General features: G+C 36.7%; 25 protein-coding genes. 9 read left to right on the top strand and 16 right to left on the bottom strand.

Annotated features, from left to right (window positions below; genetic code table 11):
- Position 1 precedes the first annotated feature (1 nt).
- Both OB69_RS13920 and OB69_RS13915 read right to left on the bottom strand, forming a co-directional pair.
- Complete coding sequence (locus OB69_RS13920; protein WP_157608588.1) at positions 2 to 673, bottom strand: hypothetical protein; 672 nt, start codon at positions 671 to 673, stop codon at positions 2 to 4.
- Between the two features lie 13 nt (positions 674 to 686).
- The gene (locus OB69_RS13915) at positions 687 to 1,226 is read right to left on the bottom strand and encodes an RNA polymerase sigma factor (RefSeq protein WP_053224348.1); all 540 of its coding nucleotides are present in this window, start codon (positions 1,224 to 1,226) and stop codon (positions 687 to 689) included.
- Positions 1,227 to 1,386: 160 nt separating this feature from the next.
- Between OB69_RS13915 and OB69_RS13910 the strand changes: the two genes are divergently transcribed.
- Both OB69_RS13910 and OB69_RS13905 read left to right on the top strand, forming a co-directional pair.
- The gene (locus OB69_RS13910) at positions 1,387 to 1,848 is read left to right on the top strand and encodes a MarR family winged helix-turn-helix transcriptional regulator (protein ID WP_053224347.1); all 462 of its coding nucleotides are present in this window, start codon (positions 1,387 to 1,389) and stop codon (positions 1,846 to 1,848) included.
- A gap of 117 nt (positions 1,849 to 1,965) precedes the next feature.
- On the top strand, positions 1,966 to 2,373 hold the full coding sequence (locus OB69_RS13905; RefSeq protein ID WP_053224346.1) for a heme-binding domain-containing protein: 408 nt from the start codon (positions 1,966 to 1,968) through the stop codon (positions 2,371 to 2,373).
- 71 nt (positions 2,374 to 2,444) lie between these two features.
- Here the strand turns inward: OB69_RS13905 and OB69_RS13900 are convergent, their stop codons facing one another.
- The 7 genes from OB69_RS13900 to OB69_RS13870 form a co-directional block, all read right to left on the bottom strand.
- On the bottom strand, positions 2,445 to 3,368 hold the full coding sequence (locus OB69_RS13900; RefSeq protein WP_053224345.1) for a universal stress protein: 924 nt from the start codon (positions 3,366 to 3,368) through the stop codon (positions 2,445 to 2,447).
- Positions 3,369 to 3,474: 106 nt separating this feature from the next.
- Positions 3,475 to 4,560, bottom strand: coding sequence for an aminotransferase class V-fold PLP-dependent enzyme (locus OB69_RS13895; RefSeq protein ID WP_053224344.1), 1,086 nt, complete (start codon positions 4,558 to 4,560; stop codon positions 3,475 to 3,477).
- A complete protein-coding gene (locus OB69_RS13890) occupies positions 4,553 to 5,740 on the bottom strand; it encodes an MFS transporter (RefSeq protein ID WP_071426791.1) in 1,188 nt (395 codons plus the stop codon). Before OB69_RS13890 ends, OB69_RS13895 begins: the two co-directional genes overlap by 8 nt.
- Before the next feature lie 558 nt (positions 5,741 to 6,298).
- Positions 6,299 to 7,627, bottom strand: coding sequence for a hypothetical protein (locus tag OB69_RS13885; protein WP_157608587.1), 1,329 nt, complete (start codon positions 7,625 to 7,627; stop codon positions 6,299 to 6,301).
- Positions 7,628 to 7,652: 25 nt separating this feature from the next.
- Positions 7,653 to 8,261, bottom strand: coding sequence for a hypothetical protein (locus OB69_RS13880; RefSeq protein ID WP_053224341.1), 609 nt, complete (start codon positions 8,259 to 8,261; stop codon positions 7,653 to 7,655).
- 1 nt (position 8,262) lies between these two features.
- Positions 8,263 to 9,006, bottom strand: coding sequence for a hypothetical protein (locus OB69_RS13875; protein ID WP_157608586.1), 744 nt, complete (start codon positions 9,004 to 9,006; stop codon positions 8,263 to 8,265).
- Positions 9,007 to 9,025: 19 nt separating this feature from the next.
- Complete coding sequence (locus OB69_RS13870; protein ID WP_245620823.1) at positions 9,026 to 9,646, bottom strand: RNA polymerase sigma factor; 621 nt, start codon at positions 9,644 to 9,646, stop codon at positions 9,026 to 9,028.
- Positions 9,647 to 9,924: 278 nt separating this feature from the next.
- Here OB69_RS13870 and OB69_RS13865 point away from each other — a divergent pair, with 278 nt between their 5' ends.
- Genes OB69_RS13865 through OB69_RS13855 form a run of 3 tightly spaced genes read left to right on the top strand, consistent with a single transcriptional unit; the run spans position 9,925 to position 12,379 of the window.
- Entirely contained in the window at positions 9,925 to 10,515 is a 591-nt protein-coding gene (locus OB69_RS13865; RefSeq protein ID WP_053224339.1) for a YceI family protein, read from the top strand.
- Between the two features lie 4 nt (positions 10,516 to 10,519).
- Positions 10,520 to 11,782: a hypothetical protein gene (locus OB69_RS13860; RefSeq protein WP_053224338.1), complete on the top strand. Its 1,263-nt coding sequence runs from the start codon at positions 10,520 to 10,522 to the stop codon at positions 11,780 to 11,782.
- A 51-nt stretch (positions 11,783 to 11,833) separates the two neighbouring features.
- The gene (locus tag OB69_RS13855) at positions 11,834 to 12,379 is read left to right on the top strand and encodes a YceI family protein (RefSeq protein ID WP_053224337.1); all 546 of its coding nucleotides are present in this window, start codon (positions 11,834 to 11,836) and stop codon (positions 12,377 to 12,379) included.
- Positions 12,380 to 12,476: 97 nt separating this feature from the next.
- On the opposite strand, the gene OB69_RS13850 is transcribed toward OB69_RS13855, so the two are convergent.
- Both OB69_RS13850 and smc read right to left on the bottom strand, forming a co-directional pair.
- Positions 12,477 to 13,178 (bottom strand): SGNH/GDSL hydrolase family protein, encoded by a 702-nt coding sequence (locus tag OB69_RS13850; RefSeq protein WP_071426790.1) that lies wholly within the window; start codon positions 13,176 to 13,178, stop codon positions 12,477 to 12,479.
- Positions 13,179 to 13,215: 37 nt separating this feature from the next.
- A complete protein-coding gene (gene smc / locus OB69_RS13845; protein ID WP_053224336.1) occupies positions 13,216 to 16,746 on the bottom strand; it encodes a chromosome segregation protein SMC in 3,531 nt (1,176 codons plus the stop codon).
- A 69-nt stretch (positions 16,747 to 16,815) separates the two neighbouring features.
- On the opposite strand from smc, the gene OB69_RS13840 reads away from it, so the two are divergent.
- On the top strand, positions 16,816 to 17,286 hold the full coding sequence (locus OB69_RS13840; protein ID WP_053224335.1) for a hypothetical protein: 471 nt from the start codon (positions 16,816 to 16,818) through the stop codon (positions 17,284 to 17,286).
- Here OB69_RS13840 and OB69_RS13835 read toward each other — a convergent pair.
- From OB69_RS13835 to OB69_RS13825, 3 genes are all read right to left on the bottom strand, one after another.
- Positions 17,283 to 18,581 (bottom strand): M56 family metallopeptidase, encoded by a 1,299-nt coding sequence (locus tag OB69_RS13835; protein ID WP_053224334.1) that lies wholly within the window; start codon positions 18,579 to 18,581, stop codon positions 17,283 to 17,285. The genes OB69_RS13840 and OB69_RS13835 overlap by 4 nt on opposite strands.
- Positions 18,582 to 18,591: 10 nt before the next feature.
- The gene (locus OB69_RS13830) at positions 18,592 to 18,960 is read right to left on the bottom strand and encodes a BlaI/MecI/CopY family transcriptional regulator (RefSeq protein ID WP_053224333.1); all 369 of its coding nucleotides are present in this window, start codon (positions 18,958 to 18,960) and stop codon (positions 18,592 to 18,594) included.
- A 110-nt stretch (positions 18,961 to 19,070) separates the two neighbouring features.
- The gene (locus OB69_RS13825; protein WP_053224332.1) at positions 19,071 to 19,733 is read right to left on the bottom strand and encodes a DUF4159 domain-containing protein; all 663 of its coding nucleotides are present in this window, start codon (positions 19,731 to 19,733) and stop codon (positions 19,071 to 19,073) included.
- A 138-nt stretch (positions 19,734 to 19,871) separates the two neighbouring features.
- Here OB69_RS13825 and OB69_RS13820 point away from each other — a divergent pair, with 138 nt between their 5' ends.
- Positions 19,872 to 20,531 carry an NUDIX hydrolase gene (locus OB69_RS13820; protein ID WP_053224331.1) on the top strand — a complete coding sequence of 220 codons (660 nt, stop codon included), beginning with the start codon at positions 19,872 to 19,874 and terminating at the stop codon, positions 20,529 to 20,531.
- Positions 20,532 to 20,540: 9 nt separating this feature from the next.
- On the opposite strand, the gene OB69_RS13815 is transcribed toward OB69_RS13820, so the two are convergent.
- Both OB69_RS13815 and OB69_RS13810 read right to left on the bottom strand, forming a co-directional pair.
- A complete protein-coding gene (locus tag OB69_RS13815) occupies positions 20,541 to 23,036 on the bottom strand; it encodes a hybrid sensor histidine kinase/response regulator (protein ID WP_053224330.1) in 2,496 nt (831 codons plus the stop codon).
- Between the two features lie 148 nt (positions 23,037 to 23,184).
- Positions 23,185 to 23,766 carry an LOG family protein gene (locus OB69_RS13810; protein WP_053224329.1) on the bottom strand — a complete coding sequence of 194 codons (582 nt, stop codon included), beginning with the start codon at positions 23,764 to 23,766 and terminating at the stop codon, positions 23,185 to 23,187.
- A gap of 427 nt (positions 23,767 to 24,193) precedes the next feature.
- On the opposite strand from OB69_RS13810, the gene OB69_RS13805 reads away from it, so the two are divergent.
- A complete protein-coding gene (locus OB69_RS13805; RefSeq protein ID WP_053224328.1) occupies positions 24,194 to 24,652 on the top strand; it encodes a hypothetical protein in 459 nt (152 codons plus the stop codon).
- Between the two features lie 287 nt (positions 24,653 to 24,939).
- On the top strand, positions 24,940 to 25,335 hold the full coding sequence (locus OB69_RS13800; protein ID WP_053224327.1) for a hypothetical protein: 396 nt from the start codon (positions 24,940 to 24,942) through the stop codon (positions 25,333 to 25,335).
- Positions 25,336 to 25,546: the final 211 nt, after the last annotated feature.

Genomic DNA, 25,546 nt, shown 5'->3' with positions numbered 1-25,546 from the left:
ACTAATGATCGAAGTATTCAAAGTCGTAATCTAATTCTGGGTTTTCATTTAATGCAAAGCTATAGCTCGATGTTTCTTCCAGAATCATATTGTCAAGTATTGCATCTAAACCTTCAATAGATGAAAGGAGTTCATATTCGATGGCTTGGCGTTCTTCTAAATAGTTTATGATCGCCTCATCAGAAATTTCACTCAATAGTTCAGATTCACTTACTTCATTTTTTGGTATCGATAACAATGCTACCATTATAAGTATCACTGCAGCGGCCACTGATTTAAACCATGTGGTTTGGTACAGCGGAATAATTTTGGCTTCTGGTTTAACTTTTGCAAGAATTTCAGCGTTGAGCTTCTCAAAATAATTTTCTGGTGTTGTAAAAGCATTTCCCTTAAGATGCCCATTACCAAGAATTCCTTCCTCTTTAGTAATACTAGTCGCTGAAATTATTTTTTCATTTAGTTTGTCGAAGTAGCCATTGGGAACATTGAAAACACCTTTCTTAAGCTTTTCCTTATTAAGAAATTTATTCTTTTCGACATTAATTTCTTGATCAGTTTTTTCTTTCAGACTATCAAAATACCCCTCTGGAACTTCAAAAATATTGTTTTTGAGCTTAGGGTCTTTAAGTTTTTTATATGGAGTTTCGTCCGACATCGATGCTTTGATTATCAAAGGGTTATAAGGTTTAATCTTGAGCTAAATACTCCTCTATTTTTTTAACCGCCAAATGGTAATTTGCTTTGAGTCCGCCCACGCTAGTGCCAATAATTTCTGAAATGTCTTCATACTTCATGTCGTCAAAATATTTCATATTGAATACTAGCTTTTGCTTTTCGGGCAAGGTTAGAATTGCCTTTTGAAGTTTGATTTGAATCTCATCTCCGTCAATATATGAACCGCTAGTTAGTTTGTTTTCTAAATCATGATTGACATCGTCAATTGACCAAGCTTGTTTTCTTTGCCTTTTCTTTAAAAAAGTAAGTGCTTCGTTTGTGGCTATTCTGTAAATCCAAGTATATAATTGAGAGGCTTCTCTGAATCCTTCAAGATTTTTAAAAACCTTAATAAACACCTCTTGCACTACATCATCGGTGTCATCATGGTCAATTAGAATCTTTCGAATATGCCAATAAATGCGTTGTTGGTACCTATCTATAAGTACATTAAAAGCTTTATTTCGTGTGGCTGGATTTTTAAAATCCTCTATGATTTGATGATCGTCCAAAAAGAATGTGTTGTTTAGGCTGTTAGATGCTCTGAATGTGGATTGGTTTAGTTGAAAGTTAATTGGTTTTAATCAAATTAAAAACTTTGAACCACTTAGAGGTATATGCTGTTTGGTTTTCGTTCTTTATATTTAACATTAAGTATATAATTCACATACAGTGGGGTTAGAAGAAGATATTAAGCAAGGCCGAAAGTTTACGAATGAGTATGAAAAACTTATAGTAAACCTGATTTATACTAACAGCTGGATTTCAGAGCAACAGCTTAATATTTTTAAACCCTTCGGTATTTCTTCTGCTCAGTATAATGTGTTAAGAATTTTGCGAGGCCATTATCCTAAACCGTGCACCATCAATACAATTATAGATCGAATGATTGATAGGATGTCTAACGCTTCTCGTATCGTAGATAGGCTCGAGGCTAAAGCGCTTGTGGTGAGAGAGGTGAGCGAAACTGATAGACGAGCAAAAGATGTGCTCATTACTCAAAAAGGGCTTGATTTACTTGATGAAGTAGAGATACAATCTAAACATTGGATGGACAGGTTTAAGAAGATTGAAGAGGAGAGAGTAAAAGAAGCTAATATTTTACTGGATGAACTGCGGTCTATGCAGGATTAGGAAAAACGTAAATACCAATTCTGTGCCGTTGGTATGTATTATTTTACTATCTAACAATTTCTGTATTAAACCTTTAAAAGCTTTTTTAATCTTACTCTCTTAAAAACTATTTTAACTATGAAAAACTCTCTTAAAGCTAGTACACTACTTTTTGCTTTTCTTATCATTTCCGTTTCATTCAAGAGTAAACCAGAGGCACCATTAACACAAGCGATAAACGAGCAAGAAGGGATTACATTTCCGGAAAATATTCAAGTAATTATAGATGCGAAGTGTATGAATTGCCACAAGCCTGATGCACGAAACGAAAAAGCCAAGGAAAAGCTTCAGTGGGAAAAGGTAGCAAAAATGAACAAGGAAGAACAATCTCACTTTATTGCAGAGATGTTTGAAGTATTAGAAGAAGGTAAAATGCCTCCTCCAAGAATGGTGGAACGAAATCCTGACATGAAATTGACAGATGATGAGACCAAGGCGTTATTGACTTGGATGGAAGCTGAAGAGAAAAGAATTAAAGGGAAATAACTTAATTTAGGTACATAAAAAAGCCTTTCACTCGTAAGAATGAAAGGCTTTTTCTATGGAATACTTTGGATTTAAATTTCTCTTATGAAATCCATTAAGCCTGAATTTTTCCCTTTAGGTCGTACAATCATCATTGGAATGTTGTTGTTGATTTGAATGAGTTGCTCGGCTCTGCTTCCAATGAATAAAGCGGTAGTGGCAGTTCTTCCTTTAACACCTATAATAATTGTAGTAGGTTTATGTTTATTGGCAAAGTCAATAATGTCATTTACCGGGTCGTCATTAGTATCTAACGAATACACCACTTCAATGTCGCAGCCTTCATGGTCAATGCCGGCCATGAATTTTTTATAATCCCTTTCTGCATTTGCTCGCATTACTTCAGCAAACTCTTCGTAAGTTTTACCAGAGTAATGGTATCCACCTGGTACGGTATATACATTTTGACAAATGATCTTTATATCGTTGTCGTACTTTCTTGAAATACCAATTGCTTCTTCCATTGCAATTCTAGAATGCTCGGAGAAGTCGCAAGGCACGTGAATCAGGTTTAAATTAGAGCCAGAGTTTTCAGGGATAATGAAAAGTGCACAATCGGCTCTACGCGCTAGGCGATTAGATAAAATTCCACCGCCAACAAAATCTTTATGGCGTCCCATCATAATTAAGTCGATATCGTTCTTTTCGACAAATTTCAGGATGGCCTTAGCTGGTGAGCCTTCTTTAATATGTACCTCACTGATTCCAACGAGTTTTTCGGGAAGAGAAGAAGATACCAAGTCCTGGATCATTTTTCTTCTTTCCTCGATGGATTTAACCTTTATTTCAGGAAAGCTCTTCAAAACTTCCTCCGGAATTTTCATTTCACTAATACTATTAAAGAAATGAATTTCTTTGGTCTCGTGTGCGGTGGCAATTACCTCAATAAACTTGAGGAGCGTTTTGTCAACATCGCTGGTGTCCATCAACACCAAAATTTTCTCTCTTTTGGGCATAGTTATAATATAAACCTAAGGGCAAAATTAAAGATATAAAAGGTAGATATACCCATGAATATAGTCAAAATTTAAACAGATTCTAATACGTTTTTTTATGAGCGACTTAAAGCTTCATTCCATTTATGGTATCATAAAGCAATTCTATCAATTCTTTTGAATGTGTTGGGAACGAAGCGATTCTGATTTGTTTTCCTTTATAGTCGCCATAACCATTTCCCACCACAAAACCTTTGGATGTAAGTTCATCAATCCATTCTTGAGATGGGGTGGATGTATTGGCAACTATTACCGTTTTAGACCTTAGCTTTTCATCTGCAACAAAATGATTAAAAGAAGGATGATCGGTAACCAATTTTTGTAAAAGCAACCCTTTATAGGTGCTTTCTCTTCTAATCATATCAATGCCTTTATTCAGCATGTCGGTAGTTACTTTCATCAACAAATAAATGTTGAGCACATTAATGGTGTAGGTGGTTTGGAACTTACTTCCGTTTTTAAGTAGGTTCGGTAGTGTTTGGTATGTGCCTATTGAGTGTCCATCGGCTTCTTTCTTTAAAGCCTTTTCAATGCAACGGTTATTTACAATCCATACGCCTAAACCTGCAGGCAACCCAAAGCACTTTTGTACCGAAAAATAGGCGCTATCAATTTGCGCGAAATCAATGTCAATCACCGGAAATGCCGAAACGCCATCAATAGCAATAATGGCTTCGGGGTGTGACTTTCTTACTTTATAGATTTCTTCTACAGGAAAAGTAACTCCAGTACTGGTTTCGTTCAGCGCAAAACTGATCAATTCGGTATCTTTAGGAATATTGTCTGGGTTTACTTCGGGAATGGTTCCAAACTTGGATTCACTTTTTAAAGCTTGTTTTCCTAGACTTTTAGAAAACTCATAGAATCGGTTAGAGAAAGCACCATTGCAGAAGTGATAAGATTTATCTACCACCAAGTTTTGAATTTGTCGTTCCCAAATTTCTGTAGCTGAACTAAGAAAGAAGACATGATAGCCTTCAGGAATATTCATCAAGCTCTTTAGGTTTTCTACAGCATGTTGATAATAGGCGGCTGCTTGTTTGCTTCTATGATTCACCTCCATCACTTGCTCTTTAAGGGCTTGTTTCAGGTGTTCTTCTACGGTAAAATAAAGGGCAGATGGCCCTGGGGTAAAGTAAATTTTTCTAGCCATTGTGTTCTTCCTTTTTTAGCAATTCCAACTGTCGGTAGTAGTGGTTACGTACAAACAGAAAATAAAATGCTAACGGAAGCAAAAGTATTAAGCCACAGATGAAAAACATCGTGTCGATGCCATAATATTCTGCAACATAACCTAGGGCTATTGAGCCTGCGCCAATTCCTAAGTCAACAGCGGAAAAGAAAGTAGCATTTGCAGCTCCTCGTCTTTCAATAGGAACAATGTTTAAGGCCATGGTTTGAACAGTAGGCATAATTAATCCATTGCCCATACCTACTAAAACGCCACACATCATAAATGGCCAGAAGGTCTCTGTGTATTTGAGCCAAATCAATCCAATAATAGTAACCACCAAACCAATAACTACAATGCCCGTAGGGCCTTTTCTATCCATTACTTTGCCTACCAATAGTCTGGCTACAGCTACTCCAATGGCCATGAAAATGAAAAATAATGCACCTTGTTTTAGACCAAGTTCATCACTGTAAATTCGGATAAAAGAAATGATGGCGGCATAGGGAAAAGCACCCATAAACATTACTGCTGCGATACGATTTACACGGCCATCAAACATTTTTTTAATGCTAAGTTTCGTTTCTCCTGTTTTAATATTCGGCACTTTAATAATTAATGCAAGCACAAGGGAAGCAAAGCACACCGCAAACGAAATGTTAAATAGGTTGGTGAAATTGCCTTGCCCCATAATTTGGTCGCCAGCGTAAGGCGCAAAAGCAATAGAGAAGGTCATTGCAAGCCCGAAGTAACCGATTCCTTCGCCTCTTTTGTTTTCAGGAATAAGATCAGCAGCTATTGTGCTTCCACTAGTTGTAATCGTTCCCCAAGTAAAACCATGGAATACTCGTAGTATTAATAGGATGAAGAAGGTAGAGGATAAGTGATAGAGCGCAAAGAGTAAAGTGAAAATGCCCAATGCCCAAAGATAAACTGACCGCCTGCCGTAAGCATCTAAAGCATAACCGCAAAATGGACGAATGATTAAGGCCGATAAAGCATATACTCCAATAATGTAGCCTACTTGATTTTTATTAGCTCCTAATGCATCTACGGCATATACAGGTAGGGTAGGCAACAGAAAATAGAAAGCTGTTGCCATTAAGAAATAGGAAATAAAATGGAGTACGAAATCTCTGGTTAAAATCTTATCGGTCTGCAAAAGCTAAATCTCTTTATGGATAATTGCCTTAAAGGCATTTGACAAAACAAAGAATAAATTATCACGAATGAAAACCCAAAGTTTCTCAAACGCATTTTTTATTGTTTGTTAGGGTATGACGTAAAATTAGAGGTTTGGGTAACAGCCAATAAAAAGGAATAGTTTTAGTTTTTATGGAACAATTGGCTTCGTAGCTTTGTATGTATATTCCCTAAGGGGCTCGGACAAATTTTTGAACTTTACAAGTTAAACTAAAATTCCGGGTGATTCTCGCACAAAACAAGGCCTCACCTTGTTCCGTTTTTCGGCACAAGGCCTCGTTCGAAAGAGCAGGATAACAGTGGACTGTTGCGGGCAAAGGGATAGCCCAAATCCTGTCTATTAAGGAGGTTCAAAAACCTCCGAGTTCTAAAGGGTTTATGAAAAGCTCCGATTTATCGGGGCTTTTTGCTTTTTACCAAGATCAGTTTTTTGAAATCACTTCGCCTTAAAAAATAAATAAGTGGCATGAAATTCCATCACACCACTTATTGCTTTGACCTTATTCTGAAATTCTAACTAATTTTTGCCTTCTGCTTGACCTTTAATAATCGCTCTAGCTTTATCATAAGTTACTCCTGTGCCTACTGCGCTTGGTTCGTAAAAGTAAACCCCTTCAGCTACAGAGTTAATACTGGAAGTCAGCTTCTTTACATCAATATCTTTCTTTAGTTGGTCTATGCTAATGCTTCCTTTAGAAAATTGATCGATCTGGCTTTTGTTGACTGAGATACGAACAGATTTTGGAAGTGTGCTTTTACTGAAAAACGTACTGAAATTCAAGTTGAGAATGATCACCTCATCGCTTTTTACACTACGTAAAGTACGCCCGTAAGTAATTAGGCTTTCTTTTGCCATTTCAATCAAATCATCGAAAGACTCTTCAATTTTATTGAGTTGCTCTTCTTCTTTCTTTTTCTCATCTGTGTCTTCTTTGACAACTTCTGCTCGTTGAGTGCTATAAAAAGCTATTCGGGCATTTGTTCCCCCTGTATTGTATGATAAACCTATGTTGTACATTAACCCAAAACCTTCAAAATAGGTATAGCTGGTGTTGCTTGTTTTTCTATAGGTTCCGTCAAAAGTAGATTGAAATAGGTCGTCTAGAATGCCTGCCATAATTTTAGTGTCAGACGATTCCTTTGTTTCATCGTCCATTACCTTGGTAGTTATCTTGCCTTTGGCGGCTTCAAAAGAAAGCTTTCCACTCAATACATCTTTTAAATCTTTAAACTGAATGGAAGAAGAGATTCGCTTTGTATTTGATCCACCTCTAGTATTTAAAAATACAATATTTTCGCCTTGATTCGCCTTTCTGCTATTTTCACTAATGGGCGAATATTTTACATTCAGCATAATTTGCTCGTTGTCTTTTAAATCAGAAAGAATACTGCCATAGTTGAGTAAGAATTCTTTAGAGAGTTCTTTGAGTTCGTTTTCTCTTTCTTTGTTAGATTGATCTATATTGACTTCTTCTGTGTCGGTTTCCTTTTTCTCTTTGGTTGATTTTACATCTAAATTCGTACTTTGAGCAAAAATCACTCTTCCAAATAGACCATCATTTCCAACATTGAAAATTACCCCTTTGCCTGGAATATGAATGCCCTTAATATCTCCGGTAGATGATGTGTAAAAGGGGCTGTCTGAGTTTCGAAACATATCACTCAACACGTTTTGAAGAATGATAATGTCGCGCTCCATTTTAGGGAGTTTAGATAAGTCTTGGTCTCGGGAAGGAAACCCGCTCACCACTGTTGACCCAGTAGTGCTAACGAACTGTTGTGCATTTAATGAGCCGCCAAACATCATTAGAGATGCTAAGGCGAGTGCTTTGATTGTTGTTTTCATTTTCATGATTTTGATATTTTGAGTGTTATTTTTTTTCGATTTTGATTCTGTCTGATAATTGACTTTCGTTGATTTCTCCTTTACTGAAAGCCGCTATGTCGCTCATTTTCCAAACTGCTTCTAGCATGTATGTTCGCTTTGCTGACTTTGGAGAAGGAGGGAGTTCTTTTCCATCTACTTTTATTTTGCTGTCTTCAATGTGAAAAACAAACCTGAATTCTTCATTTGGTTTTAGCTGAGGTAGATAAGAATAGAAATCCCTGATAAATTTCTTGGTAGCCTCTTCTAATCGTTTTTGTTGAAGGCTGATGATTTCATCGGTGTAAAATGTGTCGAGTACCTCGTAATCATTTTTGCCGAATCTGGCCGATGCCGTAGCTATATAGATGTTTGCATTATAAGCTTCAAAGTGAATTTCAACACCTTTGCCGTCTTTATAATCCGCTTCACTTTCTTTTATGTTATTCAATAGTACTGCATCGTCATAATGTTTGAGGAAGTTTTCAAAAGTGACTCTAGTAATTTCTAAGTCTCTTTTGATTGGGCTCAAGCCATTTTGTTGTAGTTGGGCTTGTGCGTTTATGCTTACCACCAGACCAAGGAGGTAAATCAGATATTTTGAGTTTTTGACCATTTTACTTTTTGTTTGGGTTGTTTGCGGCTATGATATTCACTTTTTCAGAAAGGGTTAATATTGCATCTTCAATGTCTAGTTGCTTGTTGATGGTGGCATCTTCAAGGTTGGTAAATGCGGCTTGAATGTTTCTTAAATCTTCGATGCGCTGACTTTCCCAATTGTTTGAAAAGGCCACAACAATTTCTCTTAGCATATCTCGATAATCGCCTCCGAGTTTATCATTCAGCGAAGCCATTTGATACATCAAATCATTTTTTTCCTGCTCAAATACCTTTTTGATTACTTCTTCTGAACTCATATTGGCCTGAAGAATTTGCATTTCATTACCGATACTGTCTTGCACAGATTTCAAACTGGTTTGCATATAATCGAGCATCAATTGGCGGTCATTATTTACAATATCAGCGACTTGTTGCTCTGTGAGGCCATTTTGGATATCGCCAAAAGCCATTTGAAGCCCATCATTGTTATACTGAATTGAAAAACCAGAAGCCCAACCTGCGGTAATAACGAGCAGAATAGTAGCGGCTACAGCCAAATACTTCCTCCAGTAGAGCCATTCACTATTCGTTTGCGGCATCATAAAGGGAATAGACTCGGGTTCTTCATCATTCAAATCGGCCATCACCATTCTGGTGGCTTCAAGCCCTTGCAGTTCTTCTTTTACCTCAGGATGAGATTTCATATAATCATCGATCTGAGCTTTTTTCTCTGGACTGATCTCATCGTAGAGATAATCCATAAGATCTTCGTTTGTTGGTTTATAGCTCATAATGAATTGTTTCTTGGTTAATGTTCCATTGGGCCAAAAGCTTTTTTAAGGAACCTAGTGCATAATACAAGCGAGATTTAACTGTGTTTTCCGAAATGTCCATCGCCTCGGCAATCTCTCTTATTTTCAGCCCCTCATATTCTTTCATAATCACCACCAGTCGTTGTTCTTCTGGTAATTCGGCCAATGCTTTTTTCAATACTTCTTTTAATTCCATACTGCCGAATTCCTTCTCTGGGTCACTATTCCTGTCTGTCGATTTGGTGTTATGAATAAACTCCTGATCGGTTTTCGACTGAACTTTCATAAAAGGAAAAACCCATTTTGCCTTTTGTCTTCGGGCTTCTTCATGACAGTAATTAGAAGCAATCCTATAGAGCCAAGGTTTAAACCTGCGTTCATCTTGTAAGGATTTCAGGTTCTTATTCATGCTAATAAAGGTTTTCTGAGTCACCTCCATTGCTTGATCATGGTCGCCAAAATACTTTAGGGCGAAGTTGTAAATACGCTTATACCATTGTTTCACCAGTTGGTTCAGCGCAATAGCATCCCCCTGTTTTGCAGCGGTAATCAAGAAGTTGGTTTGTGGCATCAGGTTGATTTCCTTCATTGGATTATCGTGTTCCTGAATTTATGATGAAATAAGCTTTTAAAAAGTTTGAAGGAAGTTAAAGAATCCTTCGGACTTCAAAGCTACTACATAAGGAGTCATCACTTCAATGTATTGAATTTTACTATAGAATATCTTTTTTGAGGTAAAATGTCGATTCCAGTATTATGACCTAGATCATGTTTAAAGTTGTCTAAAGTCACGACCTGTCTTGATACACATCAACCAAATAGGGTAATTAGTTTTTGACCTTTGTATTGTTACCAAAACCTAGAGCTATGAAGGTTAACACTACAATAAAATTCACAATAAGATTAATGCTCATTATGCTTATGACAATGTCATATAGTGTTCTGAGCGCACAAGAACAATACAGTTTGGTGAAATCCAATCAGAAATTTATGGTGAAGGGTACTTCATCATTGCACGATTGGCATATGGAGGCTACTGACGGCCAAGGTGAGTGTGTATTGACGCAGACTAACGGAATTATCAATATTCAAAAAGCTGAAGTAAAGTTTAAGGCTGAAGCCTTAGAGAGTGGAAAAAGAGGAATGGATAAAAATGCTTATAAGGCTCTCAAAACAGAAGATTTTCCTTGGATTGAATTTAAACTCTCGGCTTTTGAAGCAAAACAAGCAGGTAAAGGCCTTGTTAAGGGAGATCTGACTATTGCCGGATTTACCAAGCCAGTCACTTTTGAAGTTGAGACTGTTCATGGAACAGGCACAATTACAGTATCAGGCACTTCAGCTTTTAAACTGACAGATTTTAAAATTGATCCTCCTACAGCATTGATGGGAACAATTAAAACCGGTGACGATGTCACTGTTGAATTCAATCTAACATTCAAAAACCAAAAACAATAAAGCCATGAAGAATTTTAAAACGACATTTCTAGCACTGTTTTTATTGAGCAGTGTAGCGAGTTTTGCTCAAGTAGATTTGCGCTCACCTTTACAGTTTAGGAGAGATGCAGGAAAGAAAGGCATAAACGTATTTGAAACCTCAAAAGCAGATACCGTAATTTTTGAAGGAATTAATGTAAGAGTAGGGGGCGATTTTGCACTTCAATTTCAGGGCTTGAGTCATGAAAACTCTATTGTTGGTGATCCGCTGGTTGATTTAGCTTCCAATTTTAGTTTACCAACCGCTAACCTGAACCTTGATGTTCAACTAGCAGATGGTATGCGCTTACATTTAAGAACCTATTTATCATCACGTCACCATACTGAATCTTATGTAAAAGGTGGGTATCTACAAATGGATAAACTCGATTTTATCAAAGAAGGATTTCTTTCAGAATTAATGGAAATCGCGACCATTCGCGTAGGTATGGATCAGATTAATTACGGAGATGCACAATTCAGAAGATCGGATAACGCCATGACCATTTACAATCCATTTGTGAGTAACTATATTATGGATGCCTTTACTACTGAGCCTTTCTTTGAAGTAACATTACAGCCATCTGATTTCATTTTAGTTGCTGGTGTAACCAATGGCAGATTGAACCAAAGCCCAGTGAAAGGTGATGACGGTATGGTTGTTTACAGTAAAGTAGGTTGGGACAAACAAATGAATGACGACCTAAGATTGAGATTGACAGGTTCATTATATTCAAGTTCAGACAAAAGTACCCGTGACTATATCTACGGTGGCGACAGAGCAGGAGGAAGATACTATAGCACTTTGGCCACAGTAGCTAACGGTGGTTCAGATTTCGACCCAAGATTTAACCCAGGTTTTGGTTCTCAAACAGCCATTCAGTTTAACCCATTTGTGAAGTTCAAGGGCTTAGAGTTCTTCGGAGTAATGGAGTTTGTAAATAACGGCAACGATGCTGTTGGAGGTAGCTTTACTCAGGTTGGCTTAGAAGGGCTTTATAGATTTGGAATGAACGAGCAATGGTACTTTGGCGGTCGCTATAACAATGTAAGTGGTGAGAAAAGCGATTTGGCAAGTACAAACGAAATTAGCCGAATGAATCTTGGTGGAGGCTGGTTTATGACTAACAACGTTTTGGTGAAACTAGAATATGTTAATCAAGAGTACTCTGGTGCTGGTTTTGCCAACAGCCGATTCCAAGATGGTAAGTTTAATGGAGTTGTTTTGGAAGCCGCAATTAGCTTCTAATGATCTAACAATGATTGGATTTCACTTTTAAAAACATAAGCTTTAAGCTGAATGCAGAAACTGATCATCATAATATTTTTAGGACTGTTTTCTTCAATAACACTTACCGGACAAGAGTATTTGGTAGTGATGAGGAAGACAGTCCTTATTAAAGGAAAAACCTCTTTCGGGAGGTTTTCTTGCACTTACCAAAATGAGCATGATCAAGATACTGTTAGCTTTTCAAAAGTACCAAATGCAGAATCTTTAATGGATTTATCTATTCCTGTGGCCTCTTTTGATTGTGGGAATAGAATGTTGGATAGAGACTTTGGGAAGACATTAAAATCTGATGAATTCCCACACATCGAAGTAAAGCTTGATGATTTCAAACGAATTGGTCAACAGTACTTTGGGGATATATGGATTATGCTCACAGGTAAAAAAATGAAAATGGAGCATATTCCTTTTACAATTAATAAAGATGAAGAAGGAGAGTTTCTGTTCTCTGAAATCACCATTTCATTAGATTATTTCGATTTAAGCCCTCCTAAAAAGCTTTTCGGTTTAGTCAAGGTACAAGATGAACTGATTATTGAATTGAGTTTGAAGTTGTAAAGAATTGTTCTCAACTTCTTTCAAATCTTCACTTTTTTAGCTTTCTACTGGTTGATAAACAATGAAATCGTAATAAAGAGAAATTGGCTCATTTTTCTCATTTCTTGAGCATTTTCTCCACCTTCTTCTCAAACAATTCAACCCATTTGGTATACATTTTACCCGAAGGGTGGAGGTCATCGTTTGCGATAAGTTCTGGGTGAGATTTCGCCATTCTGGAAATAGGGGTAATGTTGTAGTAGGCTACTCCATATTTCTTAGCAATATTCTTACTGACTTTGTTATAAGCATCCAGTTCCTTTTTTATTTGCTCTTCTTTGGCTGCTCCAAAGGGTGTTTTTCCGTAATCTGGAATTGATACTACAAAAACATTCTCCTTTTTTCCTCCCGCATATTTTATAGCGATCTGAAGAAGTTCTTCAAATTCAGGAGCAAAGCTTTCTACCGATTTTCCTTGGTATTGGTTATTCACTCCGATTAATAGTGATACTAAATCATAGCTTTCCAAAAGTTCGTTATCTGCTTCAATGGCGGACTTTAGGTCATCGGTTCTCCATCCTGTTTTAGCAATGATTTTTGGGTCTTTCATAGGAACCCCCTCATGGACCAAGCGCGCAGCGAGTTGGATAGGCCAGCGTTCCGATTCAGCCACGCTTTCACCAATAGTATAAGAATCGCCAAGTGCTAAATAGGTTTTAGGAGCGGTTTGGCTATCAGTTTTTTGAGCAGTTAATGAGTTCATGCTTAAAAGGGTAATGAAAATAACTAACAATGCTAATAGAGGAAGCCTTTGTTTCATAATGTTTATTTTTCAATAAAATTAAGAAAACTAACGACTACACCAACTCTCGTAAGTCTACAGGCACAACTCTAGAAACCCCTTGCTCAATCATAGTGATGCCATAAATTACATCAGTACTGATCATCGTTCTCTTGTTGTGGGTTACTATAATGAATTGAGAATCAGTTGAGAATTTTTTAATGATCTCGTTGAATTTATCAATATTGGCGTCATCCAACGGAGCGTCTACTTCATCGAAAATACAGAATGGAGCTGGTTTTAGCAGGTAAATGGAAAATAATAGTGCTGTTGCAGTTAGTGTTTTTTCGCCCCCCGAAAGCTGATTAATACTCAGCGGACGTTTTCCTTTTGGTTTGGCCATAATCTCAATAGCCGATTCTAGCGGATTACTTGGGTCGACCAGTTTCAGCTCACAATCGTCTTCATCGGTAAATAATGACCTAAAAACTTTAATGAAGTTATCTCTGATTTGACCAAATGCGGATAGAAAGGTTTCTCTAGCTACTGTGTCAATTTCATCGATGGTTTGCATTAGCGAGCCTTTTGCCTCAATTAAATCATTTTTCTGAACAGTGATAAAATCGTAGCGTTCTTTGATTTCTTCGTAGGCTTCCATTGCCATAGGGTTGATCGGGCCTATGCGTTCAATTTTGTCTTTTACTTTTTGAACCAAAGCCTGAAGTTCTTCCACTGGTGTGTGGTCTTCCTCTTCAACCTCTTCTTTCAGAAGAGCATTCAAGTCGATGTTGAATTCTACAGACAATCGCTCTTTTACAGCACTGAGTTCAACTTTGGTTTCATTCAATTTAGATTGAAACTCCATTAAAATTGTATCGGCTTGTTCACGTTTTTGGCGCAATTCACGTAAGGTTTTATCCGACACATCAATGTTGCCGCGCTGGGCGTAATATTCCTTCTCCGATTCATTAACGCCTTTTTCGATACTCTCTTTTTCATCGTAAAGCCCAATGAGCTCATCATCATTGCTTTCGGTGGTATCGATCAAACGCTTGATTTCCGTTTCGTTTCTTTCTAATTCTACCTGATTCTTTTCAATTCTTGACTTACTTCCGTCATAGGCAGTTTGCTTGTAGTCAATCTCTTGGGTAACAGACTGAAGCTTATTCTGTTTTTGATGGAATTGGATGTTTATTTCGTTGTATTTCTGCGATTTTTCTGAAAGTAGTTCGTTTTCTTTTTTGGCCGTAACCTCTAGTTCACCAATACCTTGCTGTAGCGCTATATAGCTTCTTTCAGCATCTTTTACTTCTGGTCTTAACTCAAGTAAATCAGCAGAAATATTATCAATGTTTCGGGTAATGTCTTCTCTTCGGTTGGCGTTGCTGCTTAACATCTGACCAAGCTGTTCCTTTCTGGTTTTTACAGAAATAAACTCTTCGTTTACCTGACTATATTCTTTTTGTAGGCTGTCTATTTCAGTTCTGTAACTGCTCGACTTTAAATGGGCCAGCTCTTTCTGTTTTTCATCAAGCCTTTCTTTAACCTCCGCAATTTGAGTTTCTAGCTCTTTAATCGTCTTTTGAAGCTTTTCTAAGTTCTTAGCGCGACCAATTCTTTTGCCCTCAAAAAGCCCCACAGAACCGCCAGAAATGCTGAATTTACGCTTAGTGTATTTGCCACTTTCGGTAATGAAAACAGCATCTTCATCAATAGGGATTTCGCCAGGCCCACCAGCAATGACGAATACATTTTCCAGAATAAAACTGATCAATCGCTTATATCTCGGTTCGTATTCCACAATCTCTGTGGCTGGAACGGCATTTTGATAGAGTTTCGCTTGAGGGGCTTCATATCTGTCAAAAGCATCGAGAACAAAAAAGTTGGCTTTGCCTTTTGCGGCATCACTTAGAATATTCACGGCCTCAAAAGCCTGCCTTTCATTGTCTACAATGTAGTAGTTCATGTAAGGCTCAAGGTAATTCTCTATTGTAATTCGGTAACGATCGTCACAGGTAAGAATATCAGAAAGGAGTGGGGCGTTTTTGCTCCAACTGGCTTTCTTTTTTAAGAATTTTATGGCTTCCGGAAACCCCTCTAGGTTTTCAACCAAGCTTTTGGTTAGGTTGTACTCGTTGCGTTGCGAATCGAGTTTACGGCTCAGTTTCGTTAATTTCTCACGAACTACATTGATTGTTTCTTCAGTACTTTCAATGGAAGTGCGCTGCTTTTCCTCCTGATTTTTCTTCGCTTCAAGGTCTTTTTTCTTTTGCTCAAGAATTACCCCGATCTCCTCTAGTTTAGAATCAAAGGATTCAAGGTTGGCAGATTGCTCGGAAGTATCTGAAGTGGTTTTTTCTAATTCTCTATTTAAGGTTTGGAGCTGAATTTCCTTGATTTCAATCTCCTTTTTAAGGTTATAGAGGGTCTCTCGTTTTTCGTTAAAGGCCTTACTTTTTTGGTCAAAACTGGCTTGTGCTTCTTGAGCCGCAGTGCGTTGTGCTTCAAAAGCAGCTTTTAAGCTTTCTATTTGAGAAGTAGCTGCTTTTAAATCCTTTTCCGCTACTTCTTTCTCGTTTTTTAAACTTTCTAAACTGAAAGACGCGCGCTCATTACTCTTTTTATCGGCTTCTAATTGCTCTCGAAGGTTGTCGCTTTTATCTTGAAGAAAGGTGAGCCTTTCATTTTTGATTTTCCTGTCGCTTTCAAATTGACGAATTTTATTTACGTGCTCGTTCAGGGTTCGTTGGCGGGTAGAAAGTAGCTTTTCTTTCACAATAAGGTCGGCCTTCCCTTTTTCGATGGCCGCCTCTTGTGTTGACATCATTTGGTTGATCTCAACTTTTTTATCGTTCAGTTGCTGAATTTCTTTTTCAAGCGACTTTAGTTTATTGTTCTGTGTTTCTACCGTTTTTCGAGTAAGTCGAACACTTAAGTTTTTATACTCTTCTTTATACTCGTAGTATTTTATGGCTTGTTTGGCCTGCTTTTCTAATGACTTGAGGTTCTTTTCGATCTCAAAAAGTAAATCCTCTACCCGGTCTAAATCGTCATCGGTGTCTTTAAGCTTTTTAAGTGTTTCCCTTTTTCTCTTCTTGAATTTTGAAATCCCAGCCGCTTCCTCGAAAAGGTCTCTTCGAGAGTTTTCCTTATCGTTCAAAAGATCATCGACCATTTTAAGCTCGATAATCGCATAACTGTTCGATGCGATGCCAGTATCCATGAACAATTCATTGATGTCCTTCAGTCGGCAGCTAACCCCATTTAAAAGGTACTCGCTTTCGCCAGACCTGTAGTAGCGTCTGGTGATGGTTACCTCAGTATATTCTGTAGGAAGGAGGTTCTTAGTGTTTTTGAAGCTCAATGAAACTTCGGCCAGTTGAGTAGGCTTTCTTTTCTTAGTTCCGTTGAAGATGATGTTCTCCATTTTTTCGGAACGCAGCATCCTTGTTTTTTGCTCGCCCAATACCCAACGGATTGCATCCACAACATTTGATTTGCCACAACCGTTTGGGCCAACAATACCAGTAATACCTTCATCAAAATTGATGACTATGCGATCACCAAAACTTTTAAAGCCCTTGATTTCTAATTTTGTAAGCTGCATTGAGTGAGGATTGCGAAAAATCGACCTTAGTAAGCAAAATTAGAATTAATTCTTAGATTTGCTAATAGCATGGAATTTGACTCAGGAAACTTACTCTATATCGCTTTTGCTATTCTTTACTTTGTTTTTACAGCACGAAAGAAAGACCAAAAGAAAAATGCAGGTGAATCTTCTTCAGCACCAGAGAGGAGAGGAGATACCGTGGGGCCAGTCCCTAGTAATCAACAACCTACTTTTGAAGAATTGCTTGAGCAGTTTACTGGTCAACGTAAAGTAAAAGAAGAGCCTAAACCATTTATTGCCGAAGAACCAACAACTCGTGTGATTGAAGAGGTTAAGCCAGCTCAATCAAGAAAATCTATTTATTCCGAAGCAAATAAGATTTACGGTACTAAAAAACGCACAGAAAGCCCAGTAGTTGTATTTCACGAACCCGAAGAGGAAGATGTGGAAAGAACGGATTATGCCGCATTAATTGGCGATACAGACGGTGCTCGAAAAGCTTTTGTAATGGGTGAAATTTTTAACCGAAAGTATTAAGAAGCTTTAAAAGTTACGGGTATTTCAATTTTAGTTGGAATAGCAAATCCACCTTTAACTCCTGGCGACCACTTTGGTGATTTTTTGATAGCATTTAATACCTGATTATCAAAATCTCTTCCTATTCCTTCTTCTAACTTTACGTCCTTGATTTCACCCAATTCATTTACAATAAACGAAACACTCACTTCTCCTTCCAATCGTCCAAGGGGTTTGGTTTGGGGGTATTTAATGTTTTCAAGTAAATAGTCTTTCCAGTCATTAAATCCGTTTTTAGGGGTTGGTTTTAAATCCTTTTCTCCAAAGCTGGCATAAACATAAGCTGATTCAGAAATAGTTACCGATTCGGTTTTTAAATCAGCCTCACATGAGAAAATAAAGAATAGCAGAGCTACTACCGGAATTGGAATCAATAATTTGAACCAATTGATTTTCCGTTGAGTAGTAATCATATTTACCCTCTTCAGAGTTTTGCTTTTAGCAAAGAAGCTTCCTTGCGGAATTCCCATTTTTTGAAATACTAGTTTTACGAGAAGCCTAGTGTAAGCCACTTGTCCATTGGCTTTTACAGCTGTTCTGTCTGCTTCATATTCGTGTATTTCTTCGATTAAATTTCTATACAAGTAGATAAATGGATTGAACCAGAAAAACACTTTAAGAACTTCCATTAACATTATGTCATAAGAGTGCCTTTGCTTAATATGCACTTTCTCATGATCCAATATTTGCTTTTGTTCAGCTTCAGAAAGGTTTTGACTATCGTCCCACATCAGGTATTTAAAGAACGCGAAAGTAGGCATTGAACCTTCCGTCTTTACCATAAAGTAACCATCTTTAAATCGGGTATTGTGTCGTTTATACCATAGAAATTCCCTGAAAGATCTCATCTGAATAAATAGCCTTAAAGCTAAAGCAATCATTCCAATCATATAAGCAAGAATAACTGCTTCCCACCATCTTAGGAAGGGTTTTTCAGAATTTGCTGTTACGGTAACTGAGTAAAAACCCTTCGGTTCTATTATAGGCTCTTTGCTCACTTCATTGCTCACATTGTGCAATGAATTTAATACACTTGGAGTGTTTTCAGGGTTATACCCCACTTTAAGTAATGGAAATGATAAAGATATAAGTATGGCTGCCAATAGATAAAATCTATTGTATTGGAAGCTGCTCTCTTTTCTCAAAACAAAATGATAAAGCAAGTAAAATACTGCCAAACATGTGGCAGTTTCTAATGCATATAGAAGCGCATTATTTAGCGAATCTAACAATACTAAAGCGGGGTGTTTTGACATAACCTAGAGCTTAGTCTTCTTTTAAATCTTCTCCAACATGTTTTGCTAGCGACTCAAATTCTTTGATATCCATGTCATTTTCTTGTGCGAAAAATGATACCAGCTTTTGAAAGGAGCCCCCAAAGTAGCCTCCAATAAAGTTTTTAAGATAGAAGTTGCTGTAGCTTGTTTTGTCTACCAAAGGAAAGTATTCATGAGTCTTACCGTAAGCCTTATAACCTACAAAGCCTTTTTTCTCTAAAATTCTAATAATTGTTGACACAGTATTGTAGGCAGGTTTTGGTTCTGGCATTTTTGAAAGCACATCTTTCACGAAGCCTCTCTCAATCTGCCATAGTATTTGCATTACCTGCTCTTCTGCTTTCGTTAATTCTTTCATAATCTGTAAATTAAAACACTCGAGTAATTCTAATATCAATAATAAAACTATTGCACTAGTTTTCCAACTAATGCAATAGTTTTTTGATTCTAAAATATAGTCTTAAGAAATTATTGGGTAAAAGCGTATGAGATTAGGTTTGCGCCCATACGTAAGGCCTGAAGCCTAATAGATTCGGGATCATTATAAATACGCTGATCTTCCCAGCCATTACCTAAATCGCTTTCATAAGAATAATAGCAAACCAATCTACCTTCATATATTAAGCCAAAGCCTTGGGGCGATTTACCATCATGTTCATGGATTTTGGGAATGCCTTTGTCAAATTTAAATTTTTGATTGTATATAGGGTGGTCGTGAGGTAACTCTATAAATTCTAATTCAGGGAAAACCTTTTTCATCTCTAACCTCACAAACTGATCTAAACCATAATTATCGTCAATGTGAAGAAAGCCGCCAGCGGTAAGGTAGTTTCTTAGGTTTTCTGCTTCTTGACTAGAGAATACAACATTGCCGTGGCCTGTCATATAAATAAACGGGTATTCAAATAAGCTGGGGTTTCCAATTTCTACCACGGCATCTTGGGTGTCTATATTTGTTTTTAGATTTTCATTACAGAAAGTAGCCAAGTTGGGTAGGGCTGTTTTGTTTGCATACCAATCACCTCCGCCATTATATTTTAATTTAGCAATTTTGACTTTGGCTTGTTGAGCAGAAGCTAGTACACTAAAAAAAAGGAAGGCGAGAGAAAAAAGAATTCGGTTGGCTTTCATAAGTTCGACTAAGCTTATTTTCTTTAAGAGAACATATTAGGGAAAATTCTAAATGAAATAAAGAAAGCGGGTTATAATTGAACCAACTTTTATACAAGAACGCTATATTCTCAACGAAGTTTACTCCAATAGAAGCAAATGAGATTTTCTAACATCGATTTAGTTGTTAATCAGCTGAGGGCTCGTCTAGAATTGCCGCTACCGGGAAGAGAGGCTCAAATAAGAATGGCGCCTACACCAATAGACGAGAATCGCTTTAAAGAAATCGCTAATAGACCTGCAAGACCTGGAGGCGTGATGGTATTGATTTATCCTAAAAATGGAGAGTTGTATTTACCACTGATGAAGCGACCAGGTTATAATGGAGCTCATGGCGGGCAGGTTAGTTTTCCGGGTGGAAAGGCAGAAAAGCAGGATTTGAGTTTAATAGAGACGGCTTTACGAGAAACAGAGGAAGAAATTGGCGTAAGGGCCAAAGAGGTTTCGGTTATTGGGCAATTGTCTGAGTTGTTTATTATTGCTAGCAATTTTAAGGTGTTACCAACAGTTGGCGTGGTTAATTATACCCCTAAATTCATTCCTGACCCTTATGAGGTAGAGGCGGTTTTAGAGGTGCCAATCTCTCAATTTTATGACATGAATAAAAGAGGGGTAGAAGAAATGAGATTTGGTAAGTATGTTATTCAGTCGCCTTATTTTAATGTGGATGGACATTTAGTTTGGGGCGCTACCGCTATGATGTTAAGTGAGTTGCTAGCAGTTATCGATGATGTGGAGCTCGGTTTGTTAAATCCTTAGTATTTAGGGTTAAACCTCTTTTGTATCCTTTTTTAAGTATAAGACGAGTTTATTAAGCAGTTCTTTTGGGTCGAACGGTTTAGAAATAAATTCATCTAAAACGGCTCTCTTGGGGTTTTCTTGAAGGTCATTCTTTGAAAAAGCAGTCATCCCTATAATATTAGTTTTTCTATTAAGGATTGATTGTTCTCTAATTAGCGCTGTGCATTCGAACCCATCCATCTCGTCCATATGAATATCCATTAGAATTAGGTCGAAAAGCTCTTCATTGCTTTTTTGAAAAGCCTTATTACCATTAGAGGCTTCATGAAATTCAGCATTCCATTTTTGAAACAACCTACTTAATACCATTCTATTCATGTAGTTATCATCTACTACAAGTATTTTGGCTTGCTTTAGGTCGTAAATAGTGTCTGTTTTATTTGAGGCTAATAAGTCAAAAGTTTCAGGTAGTTTAAACTCAATTTCAAACTGAAACGATGTGCCTTCACCAAGCTTACTGGATACTGATACCTTGCTATTGTGTAGTTCTAATAGCTTCTTAGTAATTGACAAACCAAGTCCGGTGCCGCCATATTTCCTTGTTGTATCACTACTGGCCTGTTCGTAATCGTTAAAAATTTCATTGATTTTGTCTTCTGGAATTCCAATCCCGGTGTCTGTTACCGTAAATTCTATACTAACCTTTTCGTCCTCAATCCCTAGTAATTCTGCACTTACTACTATGCTGCCCTGTTCGGTAAATTTTAAGGCATTACTCATTAGGTTATTGAAAATCTGAGTAAGTCTGGTGGGGTCACCAATAAGTCGGTTTGGGGTGTTTTCCGAAAGGTGAAAGTCTAGCGTAATATTCTTGCTGTGGGCTTTAAACTTAAAGCTGTCTCGAATATTTTTGAGTAGATCGATTAATGAGAAATCAATCATTTCTAGCTTTAATTTTCCAGCTTCAATTTTGTTGTAATCAAGTATATCATTGATGAGTGAGCTAAGATTTTCTGCAGAAAACTTTAGTGCATCAATGTATTCTTGGGTTTCCTCATTTTCATTATCAATATCCATTAAATGGCTTAAACTGATAATTGCATTTAATGGTGTGCGAATTTCGTGACTCATCACAGATAAGAAGTCAGACTTTGATTTAGTAGCCTTCTCTGCTTCTAATCGTGCTTTCTTTAATTCAATATTCTGAACATTGATTTGGTGGGTTCGTTCTGCTACTTTTTCTTTTAGTTCTGCATTAGTCTTTTCTTGAAGTTTCTCATTTTCAACCAATTGAATTATGAGGGATTCTTGTGTAATGGCATGGTTTTCAGTGAGTTTTCTCATTCTATGGCCTAAGCCCAGAGCAAAGAATACTATTTCAACCCCTACAGCTAACTGAACATAAGGAACTATTTTGGCATCAAGGTCAAGTATGTACTGAGACGAAGCAAACAATGCAATAGTAACTAGGAAAATAGAGCCAAGAGCGAAATAGCGTAACTCTAAGCTATTCAACCTTCTAAGCGATAGAATGAAAACAACTACACTTGCCGATATCCCAATATTAAAGAGGTTATGTATAATAAGTCCATTATATACATCATGTGTAATAGTAATGTAGATAGAGTTGAAAACGAAAGCTACTAGCATTACTCCAATAAAAACTTTGAAGTAATAGTCCCATTTTGGGTAATGTTCTTTTGTATTAAGAAAATGACGCGCGAAAGAAAAATAGAATACGGCCGAAAGGTTGGGTAGTAGCCATAGTAAAGATAGTTTTTCAGGGTGCTCAGGAAAAATATAAGGGTCTAGAAAGCCATGGAAAAAGAGAAAGTAAATGGTGTTTGTTATGGCGTAAAATGCATAAAAAAGGAAAACTATTCTTCTAACGTAGATGTACAGAGAAATACTAAGAATTGATAAAATGATTAATAAACCAGTGAAGATTCCTTCCAATAATGCCTTTTGTTCTGCTTGTTGCTGCCATTTTTCAAGTTGAACCGCTTTGAAATTAAAGCGAGGAGGGTAGTTGTCTAATGACTTGGTTTTGATTAGCAGTGTAGCTTTTTCATCTATTTTTAACTCTAACTTGAATTGAGATTGGTATCCCTTTTTAACATTTCGCTCACTAACGGGTACAAAATAGCCAGTCTTTAAAGAGTCGAGCTTTTCGGATTTTTGAATATATACGGTTGAATATGCATTATCGCCAGTATAAACTACTAGGTTCTGGTATCGGTCTGAATAGTTTGAAAGAATTAGTTTAACCCAATAAGTTTTGTTGGTCTCAAACAAATCAATCTCATCTAAACCAATATAGTAACTTGACCCAAAATCCTTTACCTGATTGTAGTTAAGGTTATTGCTATCATCGCGAAACACCATTATTTGAGAAGAAGGGATGTACTGGGTTTCACTATTATATATTCTATGCTGATACCAGTAGTCGGCAATGCTATCAGATTTCGCTATGAGCGATTGCCCACTAATAAATAGAATAATAAGAATAGAAACCCTAAACATATAGTCTTTAACAAGGGAAATGGTTCTGTAAATCGGTATTCAAAAATGCTAATAATTTCTAGCTTTGTTAAATATCAATATACTTAATATTAAAGAATATGATAACAAGCGAAATACTGTATTTCAAAGGGTTTATTGTGTTTTTAAATCACGAAAATTTTAAAGCGTCTTTACTCCAAGGTGCAGACTGATGAATTGCTTCAAGTACTTTCTCGGGATCTTCAAAAGCATTCCAAATGTTATTATGAATAGGCTTCATGAAATTCTCTTCAATCGAGTGTTCTAACATTTTAATTAAGTGATCGTAATAGCCAAAGGCATTTAGTATTACGATAGGTTTGGTGAAAATACCGAGCCTTTTTAGTGTCATGGCTTCTAGTAATTCTTCCATTGTTCCACAGCCACCAGGTAATGTAATTAGGGCATCTACACCAACCATAAACTGTTTCTTACGCTCGTGCATGTCAGCCGTGAAAATAAATTCATTAACGTCTTTATGGTGGAATTCAACCTCTTTCATAAAGTGGGGCATTATACCAACAATTCGACCTTTTTCAGAAAGTATTGTATCGGCAAGTTTACCCATTAAGCCTCGGCTACCACCGCCATAAACTACAGTGATATTGTTTTTAACAAGCACCCTTGCTAGTTTTTCAGTAGCCTCAAAATACTTTTGGTCAATGTTTTCGCTAGAAGCGCAGTAAATACAAACCTTTTTAATTTTTTGCATTGTTGGCAGTTTGATAATAGGCAAGTTGGAGAAGATTAGTCATAACTCAAAAAAATAAAAAACAGATTGAGTTGTGAACTATAGTGTGTTCTCAATTTTTTGACAAATTTCTAAGATGTTAAATGCCATGATATTAATCGTTAGAAGCATGCGCAAAGTTGAATAGGGGTAATTTCCATAGTTTTTATTCATTCTATTGATTCCATTAAAAAACCACCCAAAAGGGGTAGGTTTTATGTGTGATTTTATACCGAGATTGTGGCTGTAAAATGATCAAATTTTGACAATGTTCTTTGGCTAATTTTATCAACTATGAAAAAATAGTGCAATCGTTAAAAAATGAATATTTGAACTAAGTAAATATCACAATTCGATAATCATTTTTATTTATCTAAACTGCTAATCTGTTGTTACATTTATTGAGCATATGATTTCATCTTTAATTATTGCTTTAGCGGGTGTTTTTGGTCTTTTTAAGCTTAAAAAGGCCAAAAGTCAGTTTACAAAGCTCGTTATTGTTTTGCTTGGTTTTAGCGCAATTGCTTCTGTTGTTAATTATTATGAAATATCCACCTACGCTCCTGTAGCTATAGGCTTTTTTTCGTTGTTGGCTAGCTTCGAGTCTACCAGTTCATTTTCAATGAAAAAGCCTCAGATACTGTTTTTTGTACTCAGTGGTTTGGGTTTTTTTATATTTTCTTTGGCCTCAGTTCTTCCTTTGGATGTATATATAATTGACTGGCCATTCTTAATCTTGTTTTTTATCGGTTTGGGCTATCATTGGTTTAACCATGGGAAAAAGATAAAATCAAGAATGGGAATTCTCATTGTTTGGTCGGGATTAGCAATTTCATGGCTTTTTACCCTAGTTGCTTCAATGTTTTAATTCGGATGAATTTCAAATTGATTTATTTCATCAGGACTTAAGCCGATAAGAAGAAAAATGATGGTGTTTAGTTTTGCCATCTAACAATTCATAATTACAATTAATGGTTCAGTAAACCACATATAACTTAAACTTGGGGGAGTGTTTTTTATTCTAGAATTATTCACCCTAGCAAATAAACCGATGAACATGAATTCATTCAGTTTTGTGTTCGAAAAGGAGTATCATGGTTTTTGTAACTCTGGTGGTTGCAATGGCGTATTGCATTTATATCTAAATATAGACAGATGATTTTAGAAGTAGCTGGTTTTTTATCTAATGCATTATTGTTAGACAAGGATTTGCACAAAGAGGACTCAATTGTTGTTCGTAACCTCAATAAAGAAAAGCAGCTGGCTTTAGCTTCTAGTTATGGCACTTTCAACCTAGCCGAAATTAAACCTCAACAGTCGGAATTTAGGCAGTTAACCGCTGGGGATTCTGTGAAATTAAAGCTCAATTCAGAATTTGGCCAAATTTCAGTTGAATGCAATGGAAAGGAAATAGGTGTTATTTCTGAGTCTTATTATCGTTTAAATGAACTAAAAGAAGCATTAAGGTTGAATAAAAATATTGATGTAAAATGTATTCGAAAGGATTTGGTGGTTTCTGGAGCAGTGAGCTTCTCCTACGAGATTAAATAGTCCAGACCTGTAACTTCTATAACGATTCAATACTCTTTTTATGGATTTTATTGACATTCAGAAGTGTAAATATCAACTCTGAATCTATTCCTAAAATTCGTTTAAAACACAACAGTTAGCCGAATTGGTCAAGTTTACAATTTGCTAATTTGGCTTTTCTGTTTTCTATCGAATAAAAATGAGGAGCATTTTTGGCCTTTTTAAGTGAAAG

The organism is Roseivirga seohaensis subsp. aquiponti, assembly GCF_001267955.1.
Classification (GTDB): domain Bacteria; phylum Bacteroidota; class Bacteroidia; order Cytophagales; family Cyclobacteriaceae; genus Roseivirga; species Roseivirga seohaensis.
Note: the sequence above shows the minus strand (reverse complement) of the source record. Positions and strands in the feature narration are given on the sequence as shown.

Bases quoted from the DNA above. Each gene is read 5' to 3' on its own strand.
- OB69_RS13905 (WP_053224346.1), top strand. From the start codon at position 1,966: ATGAAAAACTCTCTTAAAGCTAGTACACTACTTTTTGCTTTTCTTATC.
- OB69_RS13900 (WP_053224345.1), bottom strand. From the start codon at position 3,368: ATGCCCAAAAGAGAGAAAATTTTGGTGTTGATGGACACCAGCGATGTT.
- OB69_RS13895 (WP_053224344.1), bottom strand. From the start codon at position 4,560: ATGGCTAGAAAAATTTACTTTACCCCAGGGCCATCTGCCCTTTATTTT.
- OB69_RS13885 (WP_157608587.1), bottom strand. From the start codon at position 7,627: ATGAAAACAACAATCAAAGCACTCGCCTTAGCATCTCTAATGATGTTT.
- OB69_RS13880 (WP_053224341.1), bottom strand. From the start codon at position 8,261: ATGGTCAAAAACTCAAAATATCTGATTTACCTCCTTGGTCTGGTGGTA.
- OB69_RS13875 (WP_157608586.1), bottom strand. From the start codon at position 9,006: ATGGATTATCTCTACGATGAGATCAGTCCAGAGAAAAAAGCTCAGATC.
- OB69_RS13870 (WP_245620823.1), bottom strand. From the start codon at position 9,646: ATGAAGGAAATCAACCTGATGCCACAAACCAACTTCTTGATTACCGCT.
- OB69_RS13865 (WP_053224339.1), top strand. From the start codon at position 9,925: ATGAAGGTTAACACTACAATAAAATTCACAATAAGATTAATGCTCATT.
- OB69_RS13860 (WP_053224338.1), top strand. From the start codon at position 10,520: ATGAAGAATTTTAAAACGACATTTCTAGCACTGTTTTTATTGAGCAGT.
- OB69_RS13855 (WP_053224337.1), top strand. From the start codon at position 11,834: ATGCAGAAACTGATCATCATAATATTTTTAGGACTGTTTTCTTCAATA.
- OB69_RS13850 (WP_071426790.1), bottom strand. From the start codon at position 13,178: ATGAAACAAAGGCTTCCTCTATTAGCATTGTTAGTTATTTTCATTACC.
- smc (WP_053224336.1), bottom strand. From the start codon at position 16,746: ATGCAGCTTACAAAATTAGAAATCAAGGGCTTTAAAAGTTTTGGTGAT.
- OB69_RS13840 (WP_053224335.1), top strand. From the start codon at position 16,816: ATGGAATTTGACTCAGGAAACTTACTCTATATCGCTTTTGCTATTCTT.
- OB69_RS13835 (WP_053224334.1), bottom strand. From the start codon at position 18,581: ATGTCAAAACACCCCGCTTTAGTATTGTTAGATTCGCTAAATAATGCG.
- OB69_RS13830 (WP_053224333.1), bottom strand. From the start codon at position 18,960: ATGAAAGAATTAACGAAAGCAGAAGAGCAGGTAATGCAAATACTATGG.
- OB69_RS13825 (WP_053224332.1), bottom strand. From the start codon at position 19,733: ATGAAAGCCAACCGAATTCTTTTTTCTCTCGCCTTCCTTTTTTTTAGT.
- OB69_RS13820 (WP_053224331.1), top strand. From the start codon at position 19,872: ATGAGATTTTCTAACATCGATTTAGTTGTTAATCAGCTGAGGGCTCGT.
- OB69_RS13815 (WP_053224330.1), bottom strand. From the start codon at position 23,036: ATGTTTAGGGTTTCTATTCTTATTATTCTATTTATTAGTGGGCAATCG.
- OB69_RS13810 (WP_053224329.1), bottom strand. From the start codon at position 23,766: ATGCAAAAAATTAAAAAGGTTTGTATTTACTGCGCTTCTAGCGAAAAC.
- OB69_RS13805 (WP_053224328.1), top strand. From the start codon at position 24,194: ATGATTTCATCTTTAATTATTGCTTTAGCGGGTGTTTTTGGTCTTTTT.
- OB69_RS13800 (WP_053224327.1), top strand. From the start codon at position 24,940: ATGATTTTAGAAGTAGCTGGTTTTTTATCTAATGCATTATTGTTAGAC.